The organism is Pseudomonas sp. 58 R 3, assembly GCF_900006605.1.
Classification (GTDB): domain Bacteria; phylum Pseudomonadota; class Gammaproteobacteria; order Pseudomonadales; family Pseudomonadaceae; genus Aquipseudomonas; species Aquipseudomonas salomonii.
Map to the genome: position 1 here is coordinate 168,927 of NZ_CVTT01000040.1, position 19,747 is coordinate 188,673.

17 protein-coding genes and 1 riboswitch are annotated in these 19,747 nt (G+C 61.3%); of the genes, 10 read left to right on the top strand and 7 right to left on the bottom strand.

Annotated features, from left to right (window positions below; translation table 11 throughout):
* Positions 1-24: 24 nt before the first annotated feature.
* From BFP92_RS10745 to tkt, 3 genes are all read right to left on the bottom strand, one after another.
* On the bottom strand, positions 25-1,188 hold the full coding sequence (locus tag BFP92_RS10745) for a phosphoglycerate kinase (RefSeq protein WP_065929474.1): 1,164 nt from the start codon (positions 1,186-1,188) through the stop codon (positions 25-27).
* 17 nt (positions 1,189-1,205) lie between these two features.
* Positions 1,206-2,261 carry an erythrose-4-phosphate dehydrogenase gene (gene epd / locus BFP92_RS10750; protein ID WP_065929475.1) on the bottom strand — a complete coding sequence of 352 codons (1,056 nt, stop codon included), beginning with the start codon at positions 2,259-2,261 and terminating at the stop codon, positions 1,206-1,208.
* 166 nt (positions 2,262-2,427) lie between these two features.
* On the bottom strand, positions 2,428-4,425 hold the full coding sequence (gene tkt, locus BFP92_RS10755; protein ID WP_065929476.1) for a transketolase: 1,998 nt from the start codon (positions 4,423-4,425) through the stop codon (positions 2,428-2,430).
* A 259-nt stretch (positions 4,426-4,684) separates the two neighbouring features.
* Here tkt and BFP92_RS10760 point away from each other — a divergent pair, with 259 nt between their 5' ends.
* From BFP92_RS10760 to BFP92_RS10775, 4 genes are all read left to right on the top strand, one after another.
* Entirely contained in the window at positions 4,685-5,680 is a 996-nt protein-coding gene (locus BFP92_RS10760) for an ArsR/SmtB family transcription factor (protein WP_065929477.1), read from the top strand.
* A 19-nt stretch (positions 5,681-5,699) separates the two neighbouring features.
* The gene (gene metK, locus BFP92_RS10765; protein WP_056857738.1) at positions 5,700-6,890 is read left to right on the top strand and encodes a methionine adenosyltransferase; all 1,191 of its coding nucleotides are present in this window, start codon (positions 5,700-5,702) and stop codon (positions 6,888-6,890) included.
* A 337-nt stretch (positions 6,891-7,227) separates the two neighbouring features.
* Entirely contained in the window at positions 7,228-8,892 is a 1,665-nt protein-coding gene (ligB, locus tag BFP92_RS10770; protein WP_065929478.1) for an NAD-dependent DNA ligase LigB, read from the top strand.
* 68 nt (positions 8,893-8,960) lie between these two features.
* Entirely contained in the window at positions 8,961-9,356 is a 396-nt protein-coding gene (locus tag BFP92_RS10775) for a DUF1090 domain-containing protein (protein ID WP_065929479.1), read from the top strand.
* 6 nt (positions 9,357-9,362) lie between these two features.
* Here the strand turns inward: BFP92_RS10775 and BFP92_RS10780 are convergent, their stop codons facing one another.
* Positions 9,363-9,812 carry a c-type cytochrome gene (locus BFP92_RS10780; RefSeq protein WP_056857735.1) on the bottom strand — a complete coding sequence of 150 codons (450 nt, stop codon included), beginning with the start codon at positions 9,810-9,812 and terminating at the stop codon, positions 9,363-9,365.
* Positions 9,813-9,941: 129 nt separating this feature from the next.
* Here BFP92_RS10780 and BFP92_RS10785 point away from each other — a divergent pair, with 129 nt between their 5' ends.
* On the top strand, positions 9,942-11,129 hold the full coding sequence (locus BFP92_RS10785; protein WP_065929480.1) for a murein transglycosylase A: 1,188 nt from the start codon (positions 9,942-9,944) through the stop codon (positions 11,127-11,129).
* Between the two features lie 215 nt (positions 11,130-11,344).
* On the opposite strand, the gene BFP92_RS10790 is transcribed toward BFP92_RS10785, so the two are convergent.
* Positions 11,345-11,731, bottom strand: a complete 387-nt coding sequence (locus BFP92_RS10790) for an MAPEG family protein (protein WP_065929481.1) — start codon at positions 11,729-11,731, stop codon at positions 11,345-11,347.
* 192 nt (positions 11,732-11,923) lie between these two features.
* Between BFP92_RS10790 and BFP92_RS10795 the strand changes: the two genes are divergently transcribed.
* Positions 11,924-13,183 carry a cation:proton antiporter gene (locus BFP92_RS10795; RefSeq protein ID WP_065929482.1) on the top strand — a complete coding sequence of 420 codons (1,260 nt, stop codon included), beginning with the start codon at positions 11,924-11,926 and terminating at the stop codon, positions 13,181-13,183.
* Here BFP92_RS10795 and BFP92_RS10800 read toward each other — a convergent pair.
* Both BFP92_RS10800 and BFP92_RS10805 read right to left on the bottom strand, forming a co-directional pair.
* The gene (locus BFP92_RS10800) at positions 13,177-14,064 is read right to left on the bottom strand and encodes a formate/nitrite transporter family protein (RefSeq protein WP_065929483.1); all 888 of its coding nucleotides are present in this window, start codon (positions 14,062-14,064) and stop codon (positions 13,177-13,179) included. The genes BFP92_RS10795 and BFP92_RS10800 overlap by 7 nt on opposite strands.
* 85 nt (positions 14,065-14,149) lie before the next feature.
* Positions 14,150-14,542 carry an acyl-CoA thioesterase gene (locus tag BFP92_RS10805; RefSeq protein ID WP_016977737.1) on the bottom strand — a complete coding sequence of 131 codons (393 nt, stop codon included), beginning with the start codon at positions 14,540-14,542 and terminating at the stop codon, positions 14,150-14,152.
* A 198-nt stretch (positions 14,543-14,740) separates the two neighbouring features.
* Positions 14,741-14,846, top strand: a riboswitch (S-adenosyl-L-homocysteine riboswitch).
* A 21-nt stretch (positions 14,847-14,867) separates the two neighbouring features.
* On the opposite strand from BFP92_RS10805, the gene ahcY reads away from it, so the two are divergent.
* The 4 genes from ahcY to BFP92_RS10825 all read left to right on the top strand — a co-directional run.
* Complete coding sequence (gene ahcY, locus BFP92_RS10810; protein WP_056857730.1) at positions 14,868-16,277, top strand: adenosylhomocysteinase; 1,410 nt, start codon at positions 14,868-14,870, stop codon at positions 16,275-16,277.
* 116 nt (positions 16,278-16,393) lie between these two features.
* The gene (gene metF / locus BFP92_RS10815) at positions 16,394-17,239 is read left to right on the top strand and encodes a methylenetetrahydrofolate reductase [NAD(P)H] (protein ID WP_017139413.1); all 846 of its coding nucleotides are present in this window, start codon (positions 16,394-16,396) and stop codon (positions 17,237-17,239) included.
* A 129-nt stretch (positions 17,240-17,368) separates the two neighbouring features.
* Positions 17,369-18,160: a substrate-binding periplasmic protein gene (locus tag BFP92_RS10820; RefSeq protein ID WP_065929484.1), complete on the top strand. Its 792-nt coding sequence runs from the start codon at positions 17,369-17,371 to the stop codon at positions 18,158-18,160.
* 221 nt (positions 18,161-18,381) lie between these two features.
* The coding region (locus BFP92_RS10825) for an RNA helicase RhlE2 (protein WP_065929485.1) at positions 18,382-19,747 on the top strand (1,366 nt) is incomplete at its 3' end.

Sequence of the window (19,747 nt, forward strand, 5' to 3'; positions counted from 1 at the left end):
TGCTCCTTTTCCGGATCACGAGCCTTAACCTTTGGCTCGGGTTTCCAGCACTTCAACGGCCGGCAGCACTTTGCCTTCGACGAATTCGAGGAATGCGCCACCACCGGTAGAAATGTAGGAGATCTGGTCAGCAACGCCATATTTATCGATGGCGGCCAGGGTGTCACCGCCGCCGGCGATGGAGAATGCCGAGCTGTCGGCAATCGCCTTGGCCAGCACTTTGGTGCCGTTGCCGAACTGGTCGAACTCAAACACACCGACCGGGCCGTTCCACAGAATGGTCTGGGAGGCTTTCAGCAGTTGCGCGAAGTTAGCCGCCGTTTGTGGGCCGATATCCAGGATCATGTCGTCAGCCGCCACGTCAGCAATCAGCTTGACGGTGGCTTCGGCGCTTTCGGCGAATTCCTTGGCAACCACCACGTCCACCGGCAGCGGCACGCTGACTTTGGCGGCGATGGCGCGGGCGGTGTCGAGCAGGTCCGGCTCATACAGCGATTTGCCCACCGGGTGCCCGGCTGCGGCGAGGAAGGTGTTGGCGATGCCGCCGCCGACAATCAGCTGATTGCAGATGGTGCTGAGGCTGTTGAGCACGTCCAGCTTGGTGGACACTTTGGAGCCGGCAACAATGGCCGCCATCGGTTGGGCCGGTGCGCCCAGGGCCTTGCCCAGCGCATCCAGTTCAGCGGCCAGCAACGGGCCAGCAGCGGCGACTTTGGCAAACTTGGCCACGCCGTGAGTCGAGCCTTCGGCGCGGTGCGCGGTGCCGAAAGCGTCCATCACGAACACGTCGCACAGGGCCGCGTATTGCTGGGCCAGCTCGTCGCTGTTCTTTTTCTCGCCTTTATTAAAGCGCACGTTTTCGAACAGCACGATGTCGCCAGGCTTGAGGTCAACGCCGCCCAGGTAGTCGGCTACCAGCGGCACGTCACGGCCCAGGGCCTTGCTCAGGTAGTCGGCTACAGGCTTGAGGCTGTTTTCGGCGCTGAACTCACCTTCGGTCGGGCGACCCAGGTGGGAGCAGACCATCACGGCCGCGCCTTTTTCCAGGGCCAGCTTGATGGTCGGCAGCGAGGCCAGGATTCGCGCATCGCTGGTGACAACACCGTCCTTGACTGGGACGTTGAGGTCTTCGCGAATCAGTACGCGCTTACCTTGCAGATCGAGGTCGGTCATCTTCAACACGGTCATGGGTCGCAGTTCCTGAATTACTGTTGAGGTTGTTTAGTGGCGATGTGCAGATAGTGCCCTGCAACATCCAACATGCGGTTGGCAAAGCCCCATTCGTTGTCGAACCACGCCAGGATGTTCACCAGCCTGGGGCCGGAAACGCGGGTCTGGCTGGCATCGACAATCGCCGAATGCGGGTCATGGTTGAAATCACAACTGGCGTGCGGCAACTCGGTGTAGGCCAGCAGGCCCTTGAGCGGGCCGCTGGTGGCGGCGTCGCGCAGGATCCGGTTGACCTCCGTCGCGTCAGTGTCGCTGACGGTTTGCATGGTGATGTCCAGACAGGACACGTTCACCGTCGGCACCCGTACGGCTTTGGCCTGGATTCGCCCGGCAAGTTCCGGCAACAGTCGCTCGATGCCACGGGCCAGGCCGGTAGACACCGGAATCACTGACTGGAACGCCGAGCGCGTGCGGCGCAGGTCTTCATGATGATAGGCGTCGATCACCGGTTGGTCGTTCATCGCCGAGTGAATGGTGGTGATAGACACGTAATCCAGGCCAATCGCCTGATCCAGCAGGCGCAACAGCGGCACGCTGCAGTTGGTGGTGCAGGAGGCGTTGGACACCAGCAGCTCATTGCCGGTCAGGCAATCCTGGTTGATGCCGTAGACGACGGTGGCGTCGACATCCGCCTCGCTGGCCATCGGCTGGGAAAACAGCACACGCGGCGCGCCGGCGTCGAGAAAACGCTGGCCGTCGGCACGGGTGTGATAGACACCGGAACATTCCAGCACCAGGTCAACGCCCAGTGCTTTCCAGTCGATGCCTTCGGGGGTGGCACTGCGCAAGACCTTCACGCAGGCGCCGTTAATATGCAGACAATCGCCCTCAACCCTCACTTCGCCGGGGAAGCGGCCGTGGGTGGAGTCAAAGCGTGTCAGGTATTCGATGCTGGCCATGTCGGCCAAATCGTTGATCGCCACAATTTCAAACCCGGCCGCCGCCCCTCGCTCGAACAGCGCACGCAAGACGCAACGACCAATGCGGCCGTAGCCGTTGAGTGCAACTTTGTAGGGACGCGGTTGAGGCATGGGGTTCTCGATTACCTTGGGTAATGGGGTGGCGGTTAGACCGCTTTCGCGAGCAAGCCCGCTCCCACACTTGAATGGGTTCACAATTGCAACTGTGTGAACCCGGTCAAATGTGGGAGCGGGCTTGCTCGCGAAGAGGCCGGCACAGCCACCTCAATCTACAGCCTTAGTCTTCCAGCAGCTCTTCAGCCTGACCCAGGATGTTTTCCAGGGTGAAACCGAACTCTTCGAACAAGGCTGGCGCCGGCGCCGACTCACCGTAGGTGGTCATGCCGATCACGCGGCCTTCCAGGCCCACGTACTTGTACCAGTAGTCGGCGTGCGCCGCTTCGATGGCGATACGCGCGCTGACCTGCAACGGCAGAACCGATTGCTTGTAGTCCGCGTCCTGGGCTTCGAACAGGCTGGTGCACGGCATGGACACCACGCGCACGTTGCGGCCCTGGGCAGTCAGCTTGTCGTAGGCTTGAACCGTCAGGCCGACTTCGGAACCGGTGGAGATCAGGATCAGCTCCGGCTCGCCGATGCAGTCCTTGAGCACATAACCGCCACGGCTGATGTTGGCGATCTGCGCGTCGGTACGCACCTGGTGTTGCAGGTTCTGACGCGAGAAGATCAGCGCCGAAGGGCCGTCCTTGCGCTCGATCGCGTGCTTCCAGGCCACCGCGGATTCCACCGCGTCGGCCGGGCGCCAGCAATCGAGGTTCGGCGTGGTACGCAGGCTGGTCAGTTGCTCGACCGGCTGGTGCGTCGGGCCGTCTTCGCCCAGGCCGATGGAGTCGTGGGTGTACACGTGGATCACGCGCTTCTTCATCAGCGCGGCCATACGTACGGCGTTACGCGCGTATTCCATGAACATCAGGAAGGTCGCGCCGTAAGGCACCAGGCCACCGTGCAGGGACACGCCGTTCATGATGGCGCTCATGCCGAACTCGCGCACACCGTAGTACATGTAGTTGCCGCTGGCGTCTTCGGCCGAAACACCTTTGCAACCTTTCCACAGGGTCAGGTTGGAACCGGCCAGGTCAGCCGAACCGCCGAGGATCTCAGGCAGCAATGGGCCAAAGGCGTTCAGGGTGTTCTGGCTGGCTTTACGGCTGGCGATGGTCTCGCCCTTGGCCGCGACTTCGGCGATGTAGGCCGAGGCTTTTTCCGAGAAGTCGGCAGGCAGGTCACCGGCCAGGCGGCGTACCAGCTCGTTGGCCAATTCCGGGAATTCGGCGGAGTAGGCAGCAAAACGCTGGTCCCACTCGGCTTCGGCGGCCAGGCCTTTTTCCTTGGCGCTCCACTCGGCGTAGATGTCCGCCGGGATTTCGAACGGGCCGTGGTTCCACTTCAGCGCTTCGCGAGCCAGGGCGATTTCCGCGTCACCCAATGGGGCGCCGTGGCAGTCTTCTTTACCTTGCTTGTTCGGCGAGCCGAAACCGATGATGGTCTTGCAGCAGATCAGGGTCGGCTGCTCGCTCTTGCGGGCGGTGTCGATGGCGGTCTTGATCTCTTCCGGATCGTGGCCGTCAACGTTGCGGATCACTTGCCAGTTGTAGGCTTCGAAACGCTTTGGCGTGTCGTCGGTGAACCAGCCTTCGACTTCGCCGTCGATGGAGATGCCGTTGTCATCGTAGAAAGCAATCAGCTTGCCCAGGCCCAGAGTGCCGGCCAGGGACGCGACTTCGTGGGAAATGCCTTCCATCATGCAGCCATCACCCAGGAACACATAGGTGTGGTGGTCGACGATGTCGTGGCCAGGGCGGTTGAACTGCGCGCCCAATACTTTTTCAGCCAGAGCGAAGCCCACGGCGTTGGCCAGGCCTTGACCCAGCGGACCGGTGGTGGTTTCGACGCCCGGGGTGTAACCGAATTCCGGGTGGCCCGGCGTGCGGCTGTGCAGCTGGCGGAAGCTCTTGAGGTCATCGATGGTGACGTCGTAGCCGGTCAGGTGCAGCAGCGAGTAGATCAGCATCGAACCGTGGCCGTTGGACAGCACGAAGCGGTCACGGTCGGCGAACGACGGGTTGCTCGGGTTGTGTTTCAGGTAGTCACGCCAAAGTACCTCGGCGATATCCGCCATGCCCATCGGGGCACCGGGATGGCCGCTGTTGGCTTTTTGCACGGCATCCATGCTGAGGGCACGAATGGCGTTGGCACGCTCACGACGGCTGGGCATCGCTGATCTCCTGGGGTTTGAATAGAAGAAACGGAAAAAAGGACCGGCATTTTCCCTCAGCCACCGCCTGCGGGCAATGACAGATAGTCACTTGAAGGTGTTTTTCCTGCGGTTTGCCCGGCATTGGCTTGCAGAAACGGCCCACCGCTTCGCCTGAAGGTTATAGCGGCGGCTTATAACGACCGATTATCGACCAATATCAAAACTTTTTGATATTGGCCTTGCGAGGATTTCCACCCGTCACTAGACTGCTGGCCTTATGAACCTACCCGTGCCTTCCTTGCGTCCCGACGACAGCGATGAGCTGGCTGCCTTATGCAAGGCCGCCGGTGATCCGTTGCGCCTGAACGTGCTGCGCGCACTGGCCAACGACTCTTTTGGCGTGCTGGAACTGGCGCAGATCTTTGCCATCGGCCAATCCGGCATGAGCCACCACCTTAAGGTGCTGGCCCAGGCCGAGCTGGTCGCCACACGCCGAGAAGGCAATGCGATTTTTTATCGTCGCGCCCTGCCCCACACCGAGTTGCTCGGCGGCAAGTTGCACGCCGCCCTGCTCGACGAGGTAGACAGTTTGGGCTTGCCCAGCGACGTGCAGTCGCGCATCAGCCAGGTCCACGGGCAACGCGCCGCCGCCAGCCAGGACTTTTTCTCACGGGTAGCCGAGAAGTTTCGCGCCCAACAGGACCTGATCGCCGGTTTGCCCCAATACCGCGAAAGCGTACTGGCGCTGTTGGACAAGCTGAGCTTCAGTGATGAGGCGACGGCGCTGGAAGTCGGCCCCGGCGACGGTGGCTTCTTGCCGGAACTGGCACGCCGCTTCAAGCAGGTGACGGCGCTGGACAACAGCCCGGCAATGCTTGAGCTGGCGCGCCAGCTGTGCGAACGCGAAGCGCTGGGCAACGTCAGCCTGCAGCTGGCCGACGCGTTGAATGACACCAGCCTGCGGGCCGACTGCGTGGTGCTGAACATGGTCTTGCACCACTTTGCCGCCCCCGCCGAAGCCCTCAAGCAGATGGCGAATTTGCTGCAACCGGGCGGCAGCCTGCTGGTCACAGATTTATGCAGCCACAACCAGAATTGGGCCAAGGAGGCCTGCGGTGATCTCTGGTTGGGTTTTGAACAGGACGATCTGGCCCGTTGGGCCACCGCTGCGGGACTCGTTCCCGGGGAAAGCCTCTATGTAGGTTTACGTAATGGTTTCCAGATCCAGGTCCGCCACTTTCAGCGACCGACTGGCGACACTCACCATCGGTAAATATCAGGAAAACATCGAGATGAGCGAATACTCCCTTTTCACCTCCGAGTCCGTGTCTGAAGGGCATCCGGACAAAATCGCCGACCAGATTTCTGACGCGGTGCTGGACGCCATCATTGCTGAAGACAAGTTCGCCCGTGTGGCGTGCGAGACTCTGGTGAAAACGGGCGTGGCAATCATCGCCGGTGAAGTCACCACCACGGCCTGGGTCGACCTGGAGCAGATCGTTCGTGACGTGATCACCGACATTGGCTACAACAGCTCCGACGTCGGCTTCGACGGCGCGACCTGCGGCGTGATGAACATCATCGGCAAGCAGTCCCCCGACATCAACCAGGGTGTGGACCGCGCCAAGCCTGAAGATCAGGGCGCCGGCGACCAGGGCCTGATGTTCGGCTACGCCAGCAACGAAACCGACGTGCTGATGCCAGCACCGATCACCTTCTCGCACCAGCTTGTGCAGCGCCAGGCCGAAGCACGTAAATCCGGCGTGCTGCCGTGGCTGCGCCCGGACGCCAAGTCCCAGGTCACCTGCCGTTACGAAGGCGGCAAAGTGGTGGGTATCGACGCCGTTGTACTGTCGACCCAGCACAACCCGGACGTGTCCTACGCCGACCTGCGCGAAGGCGTGATGGAGCTGATCGTCAAGCACGTGCTGCCTGCCGAACTGCTGACCAAAGACACCCAGTTCCACATCAACCCGACCGGCCAGTTCATCATCGGCGGCCCGGTGGGCGACTGTGGCCTGACCGGCCGCAAGATCATCGTCGACAGCTACGGCGGCATGGCCCGTCACGGCGGTGGCGCGTTCTCGGGTAAAGACCCCTCCAAGGTTGACCGTTCGGCGGCCTACGCCGGTCGTTACGTGGCCAAGAACATCGTCGCGGCCGGCCTGGCCGAGCGTTGCGAGATTCAGGTTTCCTACGCGATCGGTGTGGCCCAGCCTACGTCGATCTCGCTGAACACCTTCGGCACCGGCAAGATCAGCGATGACAAAATCGTCAAGCTGGTGCGTGAGATCTTCGACCTGCGCCCGTACGCCATCACCACCATGCTCGACCTGCTGCACCCGATGTACCAGGACACCGCAGCCTACGGCCACTTCGGTCGCACCCCTGCACAGAAGACTGTCGGCGACGACACCTTCACCACTTTCACCTGGGAAAAAACCGACCGCGCCAACGACTTGCGCACAGCCGCCGGCCTGTAAGCACGCGTTGCACCAAAAGCCCCGCCAGGTTCGCCCGGCGGGGCTTTTTATGGCCTGCGCAATGACCTTTGCATGTTGACCTGCTGAGCATCCAGGCCCCTAAACCGGCACAGGCGCAGCTCAACAAAGGCTGTAACAAACTCGCGGAGCCCCAGGCCAAGGTCGATGCCAAGCAGCAAACACAGGACGCCACGATGGAAAAGTACCAAGCGGTGAAAGCATTGGGCGGCCTGTTCAGGTAGCTGGAAACACCCGGTAAAAAGCCCCGCCCTGCCGGGGCTTTTTTGTGCCCGCCGGGATCACTTAGGCTGGGCGTCCTTTCCGAGCAAGGATGCTCATGATGCGTTTACTGATTGCCCTTGTACTCAGCGCCCTGTCATTTCTGGCCTGGGCCGAGGAATGCCCCGAAGAGGCACGCTCACAGGTCGGCACCCTGGCCGAACAGATCAAGCTGTGGGATGACAGTTACCACCGGCTCGGTCAGTCTCCGGTCAGCGACGAACTGTACGACCAGGCCCGACAACGCCTGGCGCAGTGGCAGGCGTGTTTTGCGCCAACACAGTCGACGGCGGACAACCCGCTGGCAGGTGCGCGTGGTACACAGCCCCATCCGATCGCTCATACCGGCCTGGAAAAGCTGGTGGATGAAGAGGCCGTCGGTGAGTGGCTCAAGACACGCCAGGACGTCTGGGTGCAGCCCAAGGTCGACGGCGTTGCGGTGACGCTGGTGTATCGCAAAGGCCGCCTGAGCCGACTCATCAGCCGTGGCGACGGCCTGCTCGGTCAGGATTGGACAGCCGCTGCGCGCAAGATCCAGGGCATTGTCCAGCAACTGCCCGAACCCATCGACCTGGTGCTGCAAGGCGAACTCTATTGGCGCCTTGACGATCATGTGCAGTCCGAACACGGCGGGCTCAGTGCGCGCAGCAAAGTGGCCGGGCTGATGAATCGCCGACAGTTAAGTGAGGCCGAGGCTTCCAGGATCGGGCTATTCGTCTGGGCCTGGCCCGAAGGCCCGGCAGACTTCAGCACGCGGCTGGCCACCCTCGCGCGCTGGGGCTTCACCGACAGCCGTCGCTACAGCCACCCCGTGCAAAACCTCACTGAAGCCGCGCATTGGCGCAGTTACTGGTACAACCATCCGCTGCCCTTTGCCAGCGATGGCGTGGTGTTGCACCAGGCCCTGCACGCACCCGCCAAGCGCTGGCAGGTCGGCGCGCCGTATTGGGCGGTCGCGTGGAAGTACCCGGTAACCAGGGCTTTGGCGCTGGTGCGCAAGGTACAGTTCAAGATCGGCCGCACGGGGCGTATCACGCCCATTCTGGAACTGGAGTCGGTGCGGCTGGACGACCGGCAAATCCGTCGTGTCAGCGTCGGCTCCTTGAAGCACTGGCATGCGCTGGACATCCGCCCCGGCGATCAAGTTTCCATCAGCCTTGCCGGCCAAGTGATTCCGCGGTTGGAGCAGGTGATCCTGCGCAACGAGACCAGGGTGGCGGTGCAGGTGCCGGATGCGCGCAACTTCCACGCGTTGAGTTGCTGGCAACTGGACCCCGGTTGCGAGGAGCAATTGCTCGCGCGCCTGACCTGGCTGAGCAGCAATCAGGGCCTGGCCCTGCCCTATATGGGCCGGGAAACCTGGAACGCATTGATTCAGGCCGGTCTAATCGCAGGCATTCTCGATTGGTTAACCCTGGATGCGGCAGAGCTTGCTAACATTGACGGCTTCGGTGATCGCCGCCGGGCCCGAGTGCTCGACAGCCTGCAAAGCGCGCGGCAACGGCCCTTTGCACAATGGCTCAAAGCCCTGGGCGTACCGCCTTCGGCGCGCAACGATCTGGAGGGCGGCTGGCAGGCCCTGGCCGCCAAAGACACGCAAGCCTGGCTGGCCACCGATGGCATTGGCCCGGGCCGCGCGGCGCAACTGAGCGCTTTTTTTCGCGACCCACACGTACAAGCGTTAGCTGAAACATTACGCGTGGCAGGGATTGACGGGTTTTAAGCCCAGCCCAGCCACTTTTAACCCGGCAGAATTCACCCTGCCATCCAACTGCGACCTTGGAGCCCCACATGAAATTTCTAGCCCCACTTGCCTTGTTGACCACCGTAACCTGGGCGAGCATGCCGCTGCTGGCCGCCGAAGAAGTGCCGGAACTCACCGGCTGCGCCGCCAAGCGCCAGGCCATCAGCGCACAAATCGAACAAGCCAAGGCCCATGGCAACAGCGAGCAACAGGCCGGCCTGGAAAAAGCCCTCAGCGAAGTCACCACCCACTGCACCGATGCGTCCCTGCGCAAAGAACGCGAAAACAAGGTGCTCGACGCCAAGCACGAGGTCAGCCGCCGTCAGGCCGACCTCGACAAGGCGATGAAAAAAGGCGATGCCGAGAAAATCAACAAACGCAAAGACAAGCTGGCTCAGTCACGCAAAGAACTGCAGGAAGCTGTCGACGAGCTCGACAAGTAAAACCGGTCAGTGGTCGCGAAACTGTTTATGGCAAGCCGTGCAGGCATCTTCGACTTTCTGCACCGCAGGCCCCAGGTTGCTGGCCTTGTAGGGCTGCACCTGGCTTGCGATCACCAATTCACCGGTGGCCGCTTCAAGGTTTCGGGCCAGCTCCTGGAAACGTGCCTGCTGTTGCCACACCGTGTCCTTGGCGCTGGTGTGATCTTCCTCACGCACGCTCGGGAAATGCTTCCACGGTTCGTGGGACAACGCATCGAGCTTGACCGCGCCTTCGGCGAACTTCGCGCCGTCGAACGGGATACGCCCACGCAGCATGCCGCCCAAGTCTTCGCCGGTCTTGAGCATCTGCTTGAAGATGGCCTTGCGTTGGCCCAGCGGCGAATTCGGGTCGACACCGCCGCAGGCGGACAAAGTCAGGCAGGCCAGCAATACCACGGTCAGTTTTTTAAAAGTCATGATGGCTTCAGGGTCACGGGAAACGGCGGCCAGTATCCTCGCCCCGCCCGCAAAGACCAATAGCCCTATTAATAATAAGGGTTGCCCAAATGCGCTGCGGCGCAGGCAACCGCTTCAGGAATTACGTGTATGAATGTCACCTTGAAACGCTGGAGTCGCCGAATGGTGTGGGCTCTGCCGATGGTTGCGCTGCTGGCCGGTTGTGATGGCGGCAAAGACGCCGGCAAAAAAGATGAAGCGCCCAAGCCCCATGCCGTTGCCACTTATGTCAGTGCACCGTGGGAAGCGCTGCCGGCGGTGTCCGACAGCGACCTGCTGGCCGGGTTTGAATCCTGGCGCAGTGCCTGTCAGCGCCTCAAGGCTGATCCGGTATGGGGCGCGACCTGTGCTGCCGCCGCCACCGTACCGGGCGATGCCGTGGCCGTGCGCGGTTTTCTCAAGGAGCGCCTGGATGTGTTCGGTCTGCGCTCGGCCGACAACACACCCAATGGCCTGATCACCGGCTACTACGAGCCGGTCTACCCCGGCAGCCTGACCGAAACCGCCACCGCCCATGTGCCGGTGTACGGCGTGCCGGATGACTTGATCATCGTCAACCTGGAAAGCATCTACCCGGAACTCAAGGGCAAGCGCCTGCGCGGCCGCCTCGAGGGCCGCGTGCTCAAGCCGTATGACGATGCCAGCACCATCAACGGCCAGGGCTCCACCGCCAAACCCATTGCCTGGCTGACCAACCCCATGGACCTGCAGTTCCTGCAGATCCAGGGCTCGGGGCGTATTCAAATGGCCGGTGGGCGCCAACTGCGCGTCGGTTATGGTGACCAGAATGGCTACCCGTACCGCCCGATCGGCCGCTGGCTGGTGGAACAAGGCGAGCTGAAAAAAGAGGACGTGACCATGGGCGCCATCAGCGCCTGGGCCAAGGCCAACCCGCAGCGTATTCCGCAATTGTTGGCGAGCAACCCCAGCTACGTGTTCTTCAGCGCCCGCCCGGACAGCAACGAAGGCCCGCGTGGTTCACTGAATGTGCCGCTGACGGCGGGTTACAGCGTGGCGGTGGATCGCAAGGTGATTCCGCTGGGCAGCCTGTTGTGGCTGTCGACCACTAAGCCTGACGGCTCACCGATTGCCCGACCCGTGGCAGCCCAAGACACGGGCGGAGCGATCACTGGCGAAGTGCGTGCAGACTTGTTCTGGGGCACCGGTGACGCGGCGGGTGAGTTGGCGGGGAATATGAAGCAGCAGGGGCAGATCTGGATGCTGTGGCCCAAGGGCGCGGCGTTGCCCCACGTGCCGGATGCGCCAGCCGGTTCTTGAATAACGCAGAAGATCACATGTGGGAGCTGGCTTGCGTGGAGGCATATGTGGCGAGCGGGCTTGCCCCGCGTTGGGCTGCGCAGCGGCCCCAATAAGAGCAACGAGTTCTTTCAGAAAGAGCTCAGTGCCTGTTTTAGGGCTGCTTCGCAGCCCAACGCGGGGCAAGCCCGCTCGCCACAACAAGCCCGCTACCCTATTGAATGTGCGTAATACCTCTAGATCGACACAAAGAAGAAACTCGCAATCAACGCCATCCCTACCGCCCACACCAGCGAACGCAGCAACGCCCAGTCGGCCAGGTAGCAAATGATGTACAGCAGCCGACTGGTGATAAACAGCACCGCCAGCACATTGATGGTCACCAGCGACGCCGTACCGGCCAGGTGCGCGATGATCACTGCCGCGGCAAACGCAGGCGTCACTTCAAAGCTGTTGAGTTGGGCGTTGTGGGCGCGCTTGGCAAGGCCTTCGACGGTGTCCAGGAAAGCGCGCGGGTCGTGGTTATGCCGCGGGCCGAACTTGCCGCCGCTGAACTTGGCCACCCCCGTGCACAGGTAAGGCAGGAATATTGCGATCAACACACACCAGAAAGCGGCCGTCATGAAGGATTCCTTTTTTTGTTTTAAATAGAAATTAGAGTTTTAGCACTATCACTGCAAAATCGCACTCACCGGCTATGAACCGAAGCGCGCCGAAAGGTTCTATCGCGCTTTTAGCCGGTGCCTTGAAACATCCTGTTGCTGTTGCGGTCCATCCCAGCAATAACGACCTTCCCTCACTTCCAAGGACCTCGGATGCTTGAACTTGTCGCCGCCTTTATTTGCCTTACCACGCTGCTCACCTATGTGAACTACCGATTTATCGGCCTGCCGCCCACCATCGGCGTGATGGTCACGGCCCTGCTGTTTTCCCTGATTCTGCAAGGCTTGAGCCTTATCGGCTATCCAGGATTGGAAGAGCGTATCCAGCAGTTGATCGGCCAGATCGACTTCGGCGACTTGCTGATGAACTGGATGCTGTCGTTCCTGCTGTTCGCCGGCGCCTTGCACGTCAACCTCAACGACCTGCGCAGCTATCGCTGGCCCATCGGGCTGCTGGCGACCTTCGGCGTATTGATCGCCACCGTGGTCATCGGCAGCCTGGCGTATTACATCTTTGCCCTGTTCGGCTGGCACGTCAGCTTCCTCTACTGCCTGCTGTTCGGCGCGCTGATCTCACCCACCGACCCGATTGCAGTGTTGGGCGTGCTGCGAACCGCCAACGCCTCCAAACCACTGAAAACCACCATCGTCGGCGAATCGCTGTTCAACGACGGCACGGCGGTGGTGGTGTTTACCGTACTGCTGGGCATCGCACAGCTGGGCGAAACACCCACCGTCGGCGCCACGGCCATGCTGTTCGCCCATGAAGCGATCGGTGGCGTGGTGTTCGGCGGGCTGATCGGCTACCTGGTGTACCTGATGATCAAGAGCATCGAGCAGCACCAGATCGAAGTGATGCTGACCCTGGCGCTGGTGATCGGCGGTTCGGCAATGGCGACCGAACTGCACGTCTCGGCGCCGATTGCGATGGTGGTGGCCGGGCTGATTATCGGCAACCTGGGGCGCAAGCTCGCGATGAACGACATGACCCGCCGCTACCTCGACGGTTTCTGGGAGTTGCTCGATGACATGCTCAACGCCCTGCTGTTTGCCCTGATCGGCATGGAGCTGCTGCTGTTGCCGTTCAACTGGTTGCACGTACTGGCCGCCAGCTTGCTGGCCGTGGCGATCCTGGCCTCACGCCTGCTGACCGTGGCCCCGGCGATCCTGTTGCTGCGCCGCTGGCGCACGGTGCCACGCGGCACTATCCGCATTCTCACCTGGGGTGGTTTGCGCGGCGGCGTCTCGGTCGCACTGGCGCTGGCCCTGCCGCTTGGCCCGGAACGCGACTTGCTGCTGAGCATCACCTACATCGTGGTGCTGTCGTCGATCCTGTTGCAGGGTTTGAGCATCGGCAAGCTGGTCAAGCACGTGACCAAGGGTGAGCCCCAGGCCACGCCCGAGGTTCACTGATCCTTTTTGATCTGCTGCGGATGTCTGGGGTCCGCAGCAGCCTTGCCCGGCAAGCTGCTCTCACTGCGAATCTGCGCATGGCTGATCAGCGCAAAAATAAAACTGCCGCCGATGATATTGCCCGCCAGGGTCGGCCCGGCGAACACCAGCCAGAAGTCCTTCCACGGCAGCTCGCCGGCAAACACCAGGTACGACACTTCCGCCGAGCCGACGACGATGTGGGTGAAGTCCCCCAGCGCCATGAGGTAGGTGATCAGGATAATGATGAACATCTTCGCGCTTTCCATGGACGGGATCATCCACACCATGGTGGCGATCATCCAGCCGGAAATAATGCCTTTGGCGAACATCTGACCGGGGTCGTTTTCCATGACCTTGCGGCCGATTTCGAGGAAGGCCATGTCGGTCTTGGTGTCGAAGATCGGCAGGTGCAGCATCACGTAGGCCACCAGCAAGGTGCCGCACAGGTTGCCCACCAGCACCACCGTCCATAACCGCAACAGGCGGCCGGCATTGGCCAGCGTCGGCTTGCTCATTACCGGCAGCACGGCGGTCAGGGTGTTTTCGGTGAACAATTGCTGGCGCGCGAGGATGACCGCAAGAAAGCCCGCGCAATAACCAAAGCTGGCGATCACCTTGAAACCTTCGCCATCCGGCAGGCGCGAGTTGAGCAACCCCATGCCCATCAGCGACAGGCCCATGGTCAGGCCCGCCGCCAATGCCGACCACCACAACGCAGCAACATTGCGCTCCAGTTCCTGGTCGCCCTGGGTGCGGATTATTTCGTGCAGAACCGCCGCGCGGGGCGGTTGGTTGTCGTCGACGTCCTGTTGCTCTTCCTGCGACAGGTTGGGGGTTTTGCCGTCTGTTTGCGTGGCCATGGTTTACCTGAACAAGGGGATGCGGTTCAGGTACGACCCGTCTTCATTCGCGAGCGTTCAATGCCCGCCGACGCAGGCCGTGCAGTTACTCATCCTGAAACTGGTCTTTCACATACTTGATTTCAGTACGCCCGTGCGGTGCCGGCAAACCGTCTTCGCCCAGGTTGACGAAGACCATTTTCTCCACCGTGAGGATGCTCTTGCGGGTGATCTTGTTGCGCACTTCACAGGTCAGGGTGATGGAGGTGCGGCCGAACTCGGTGGCGGTGATGCCCAATTCGATGATGTCGCCCTGACGCGAGGCGCTGACGAAGTTGATTTCGGAGATGTACTTGGTCACCACGCGCTGATTGCCCAATTGAACAATCGCGTAGATCGCCGCTTCTTCGTCGATCCAGCGCAGCAGGCTGCCGCCGAACAGGGTGCCGTTGGGGTTGAGGTCTTCGGGTTTTACCCATTTGCGGGTGTGGAAGTTCATGGTCACTCCAAAGCGTCTTGCGAAATGATGGGCAACATCATGGCAGAGCCCGCGCCCAAGCTCTATGCGCCATTGCCTATCACGCCCATGCACGATCTGCATGCGGCCGACAGAAAGGCTTGGGAAGTGCCGCGCACACGGCTATAATCGCCACCGCTTCAAAACGGTCATCTTCGATTGATACCGTTCTCCCGCCACCTGTCCGAGGGGCGCTGCAGCAGGTTCAACCTGTCAGGCTCGGATGGGGCGTTGTCCGGCCTGGTTAGCCAGCTGGATACTAAACGCACAACGGCGCCCATTCGCACACTACGAATGGAGGCTCTTCATGAGCGCTGTAATCACGCCTGCAGGTTTTACCGACTACAAAGTCGCCGACATGTCCCTCGCTGCCTGGGGCCGTCGCGAAACCTTTATCGCCGAATCCGAAATGCCAGCCCTGATGGGTCTGCGCCGCAAGTACGCCGCTGAGCAGCCGCTCAAAGGCGCGAAGATCCTCGGCTGCATCCACATGACCATTCAGACTGCCGTGCTGATCGAAACCCTGGTTGCCCTGGGTGCCGAAGTACGCTGGTCGTCCTGCAACATTTTCTCGACTCAAGACCAGGCCGCTGCTGCTATCGCGGCTGCCGGCATCGCGGTTTACGCCTGGAAAGGCGAAACCGAAGAAGAGTACGAGTGGTGCCTGGAGCAAACCATCCTCAAAGATGGCAAGCCATGGGACGCCAACATGATCCTCGACGACGGCGGCGACCTGACCGAGCTGCTGCACAAGAAGTACCCGCAGATCCTTGACCGTGTTCACGGCGTGACCGAAGAAACCACCACCGGCGTACACCGCCTGCTGGACATGCTGGCCAAGGGCGAGCTGAAAATCCCGGCCATCAACGTCAACGACTCGGTGACCAAGAGCAAGAACGACAACAAGTACGGCTGCCGTCACAGCCTCAACGATGCCATCAAGCGCGGCACCGACCACCTGCTGTCGGGCAAGCAAGCCCTGGTGATCGGCTACGGTGACGTGGGCAAGGGTTCGTCCCAGTCCCTGCGTCAGGAAGGCATGATCGTTAAAGTCTCCGAAGTTGACCCGATCTGCGCCATGCAAGCCTGCATGGACGGCTTCGAAGTGGTTTCGCCGTTCATCAACGGCCAGAACGACGGCACCGAAGCGAGCATCGACAAAGCCCTGCTGGGCAAGATCGACCTGATCGTGACCACCACCGGTAACGTGAATGTTTGCGACGCAAACATGCTCAAAGCCCTGAAGAAGCGCGCCGTGGTCTGCAACATCGGTCACTTCGACAATGAAATCGACACCGCTTTCATGCGCAAGAACTGGGCATGGGAAGAAGTGAAGCCGCAGGTACACAAGGTTCACCGTACCGGCGCTGGCGATTTCGACCCGCAGAACGACGACTACCTGATCCTGCTGGCTGAAGGCCGCCTGGTTAACCTGGGCAACGCCACCGGCCACCCAAGCCGCATCATGGATGGCTCGTTCGCCAACCAGGTCCTGGCACAGATCTTCCTGTTCGGCCAGAAGTACGCCGACTTGTCGCCAGCCCAGAAAGCCGAGCGTCTGACCGTGGAAGTACTGCCGAAGAAACTCGACGAAGAAGTGGCCCTGGAAATGGTCCGCGGCTTCGGCGGCGTGGTGACTCAACTGACCAAGACCCAGGCCGACTACATCGGCGTGACCGTCGAAGGTCCGTTCAAGCCGCACGCTTACCGTTACTGATATGCCTGCTGCCTGCTCTCTCTGTGAGAGCGGGCTTTTGTGGGAGCGGGCTTGCTCGCTCCCACATTAAATCGGTGCATGACTTGCGGTTTTATGAGTTTCCAAGGGTGTTAACCATGTCCCAAGACCGTCGCTACAGCTTCGAGTTTTTCCCGACCAAGACCGATGCTGGGCATGAAAAACTGATGGCGACTGCCAAGCAGTTGGCCAGCTACAACCCCGACTTCTTCTCCTGCACCTACGGCGCCGGCGGCTCGACCCGTGACCGCACGATCAACACCGTGCTGCAGCTCGAAAGTGAAGTCAAAGTTCCCGCCGCTCCGCACTTGTCGTGCGTGGGCGACAGCAAGGCCGACCTGCGCAGCCTGCTGACTCAATACAAACAAGCCGGCATCAAGCGCATCGTCGCCCTGCGTGGCGACCTGCCATCCGGCATGGGCATGGCCAGTGGTGAGCTGCGCTACGCCAATGACCTGGTGAGCTTCATCCGTGAAGAAAGCGGCGATCACTTCCATATCGAAGTGGCGGCTTACCCGGAGATGCACCCACAGGCGCGTAATTTCGAAGACGATCTGCAGAATTTCGTGCGCAAGGCCAATGCCGGCGCCGACAGCGCGATCACTCAGTACTTCTTCAACGCCGACAGCTACTTCTACTTCGTCGAGCGTGTACGGGCCATGGGTGTGAACATCCCTATCGTGCCGGGCATCATGCCGATCACCAACTACAGCAAGCTGGCGCGTTTCTCCGACGCCTGCGGTGCTGAAATCCCACGCTGGGTGCGCAAGCAACTGGAAGCTTATGGCGATGACGTCAAGAGCATCCAGGCGTTCGGCGAGCAGGTCATCACGCAGATGTGTGAACAATTGCTGCAAGGTGGCGCACCCGGGCTGCACTTCTACACCCTGAACCAGACCGAACCCAGCCTGGCGATCTGGAACAACCTCAAGCTGCCACGCTAAGGCTGGCTTGGTAATGCCGAGGCCCTCGTTTATACGAGGGCCTTTTGCTTTTAATGCGCCACATCAACTTGCCCGCGAATGCGTGTGCCAGAGCTTCTCTTTAGCGCAGGAGCATCGTAACCTCAGGGTATGCCCGTCATCCTCAAGCTGTTGACCACTGTGCTTTTTACTTGCCTGAGCTTCACCGCTTACGGCGAGAAATTGCGCATTGTCACCGAGCCTTGGGCGCCTTATGTCTACGAAGACAACGGCAGCATGCGCGGCCTGGATTACGAAACCACGATGATCGTGTTCCAACGCCTGGGGGTGGATGTAGAGTGGCAATTCCTGCCCTGGAAACGTTGCCTGGCCATGCTGGATCAAGGCCACGCCGATGGCGCGCTGGATATTTTCCACAGCCATGAGCGCGACGCCTTGCTGCTTTACCCCAGCGAACCGTTGTCGGCTGTCGAGTTCGTGCTGTTCTATGCCAACGACCGCCCTCATCCGGCCCAGACCCTCAATGACCTGCGCGGGCTGACGGTCGGCACGTCGCCGGGCTATCTGTATGGCGAGGCCTTCAGCGAATCCACCCTGTTCGACCGCGAGCCGGCGCCCAGCCATGAGGCCAACTTCGGCAAACTGTCGCTGGGCCGCATTGACCTGGTGATTACCGACCGTCGCGTCGGCCAGCATGTGATCAAGGCCATGGGCCTGGAAGGCAAGGTCAGCCAGGCGCCGCTGGTGGTCAGCCGCCAATCGCAATTTTTGGCTGTGCGCCGGGGCGCCGGCATGGACCTGCTGGTGCAACGCTTTGCCGCCGAGCTCAAGCGCTTCAAGCAAGAACCTGCGTACGCGGCCTTAAGCGCCAAATATGGGGGAATCCAAGCAATAACGGCCTTCGAACACACCGTTGAGCAGCAGGAAAGCGGCGCGCCGTGATTGCTCTGTTATACTCCGGCCTTTCCGCCAGGCTCACGCCCGGCCGCTGAGGTCTTGAAAAAGGCACCTAACCCAGCTACTGCGCAGCTTTCAGCCCGCGCGAGCCGGTGGAGTGCCCGCCAGACGCAGCAGGACCGGACGGGGTTGCGCTCCCCTAAGCGCCATTCACGCCCGGCAAGATTATCCCTTTGGGCCAAGCCCTAACTAAAACAGGATTACTCATGTCCTTTGCTTCCCTCGGTCTCTCCGAGGCTTTAGTCCGCGCCATCGAGGCAGCGGGCTATACCGAGCCTACTCCGGTGCAACAGCGGGCCATTCCCGCCGTGTTGCAAGGTCGCGACCTGATGGTTGCGGCGCAGACAGGTACTGGTAAAACCGGTGGTTTCGCCCTCCCGATTCTGGAGCGGTTGTTCCCCAACGGTCACCCGGACAAATCCCAGCGTCACGGCCCGCGCCAACCGCGCGTACTGGTCCTGACCCCAACCCGCGAACTCGCCGCCCAGGTGCACGACAGCTTCAAGCTGTACGCCCGCGACTTGAAGTTCGTCAGCGCCTGCATCTTCGGCGGCGTCGGCATGAACCCACAGGTTCAGGCCATGTCCCGTGGTGTTGACGTGCTGGTCGCCTGCCCGGGTCGTTTGCTCGACCTGTGCGGCCAAGGCAGCGTCGACTTGTCCCACGTGGAAATCCTCGTGCTGGACGAAGCCGACCGCATGCTCGACATGGGCTTTGTCCATGACGTGAAAAAGGTCCTCGCCCGCCTGCCGGCCAAACGTCAGAACCTGCTGTTCTCGGCAACGTTCTCCCAGGACATCACCGCCCTGGCCGGCAAGCTGCTGCACAACCCGGAACGCATCGAAGTCACGCCGCCGAACACCACGGTCGAGCGTATCGAGCAACGCGTGTTCCGTCTGGCCGCCAGCCACAAGCGCTCGCTGCTCGCGCACCTGATCACCCACGGCGCGTGGGAACAGGTACTGGTGTTTACCCGCACCAAGCACGGCGCCAACCGTCTGGCCGAATACCTGGACAAGCACGGCCTCACCGCCGTCGCCATCCACGGCAACAAGAGCCAGAACGCGCGCACCAAAGCCCTGGCCGACTTCAAGGCCGGCACCGTACGCATCCTGGTCGCCACCGATATCGCCGCACGCGGCCTGGATATCGACCAATTGCCACACGTGGTCAACTTCGAGCTGCCGAACGTCGATGAAGATTACGTGCACCGTATCGGCCGTACCGGCCGTGCCGGTCGTTCGGGCGAGGCCATTTCCCTGGTCGCTCCGGACGAAGAAAAACTGCTGAAAAGCATCGAGCGCATGACCAAGCAGAAAATCGCCGACGGCGACCTGATGGGCTTCGACTCCAGCGCCGTGGAGGCCGAAAAGCCTGAAGCGCGCGAGCGTCCGGACGTGCGTAACCCACGCAACCCACGTGGTCCGAAGGGCGATGGCCCGAACGGCGGCGGTGGTGGCGGTGGCCGTCGCGACAAGGGCAAAGACAAAGGCGGCAAGGAAAAAGCGCCCACCAACGGCCGTGGCGAACGCCCGGCCCGTGAGCAGAAGCCCCGTGAAGGCACCCCGGCCC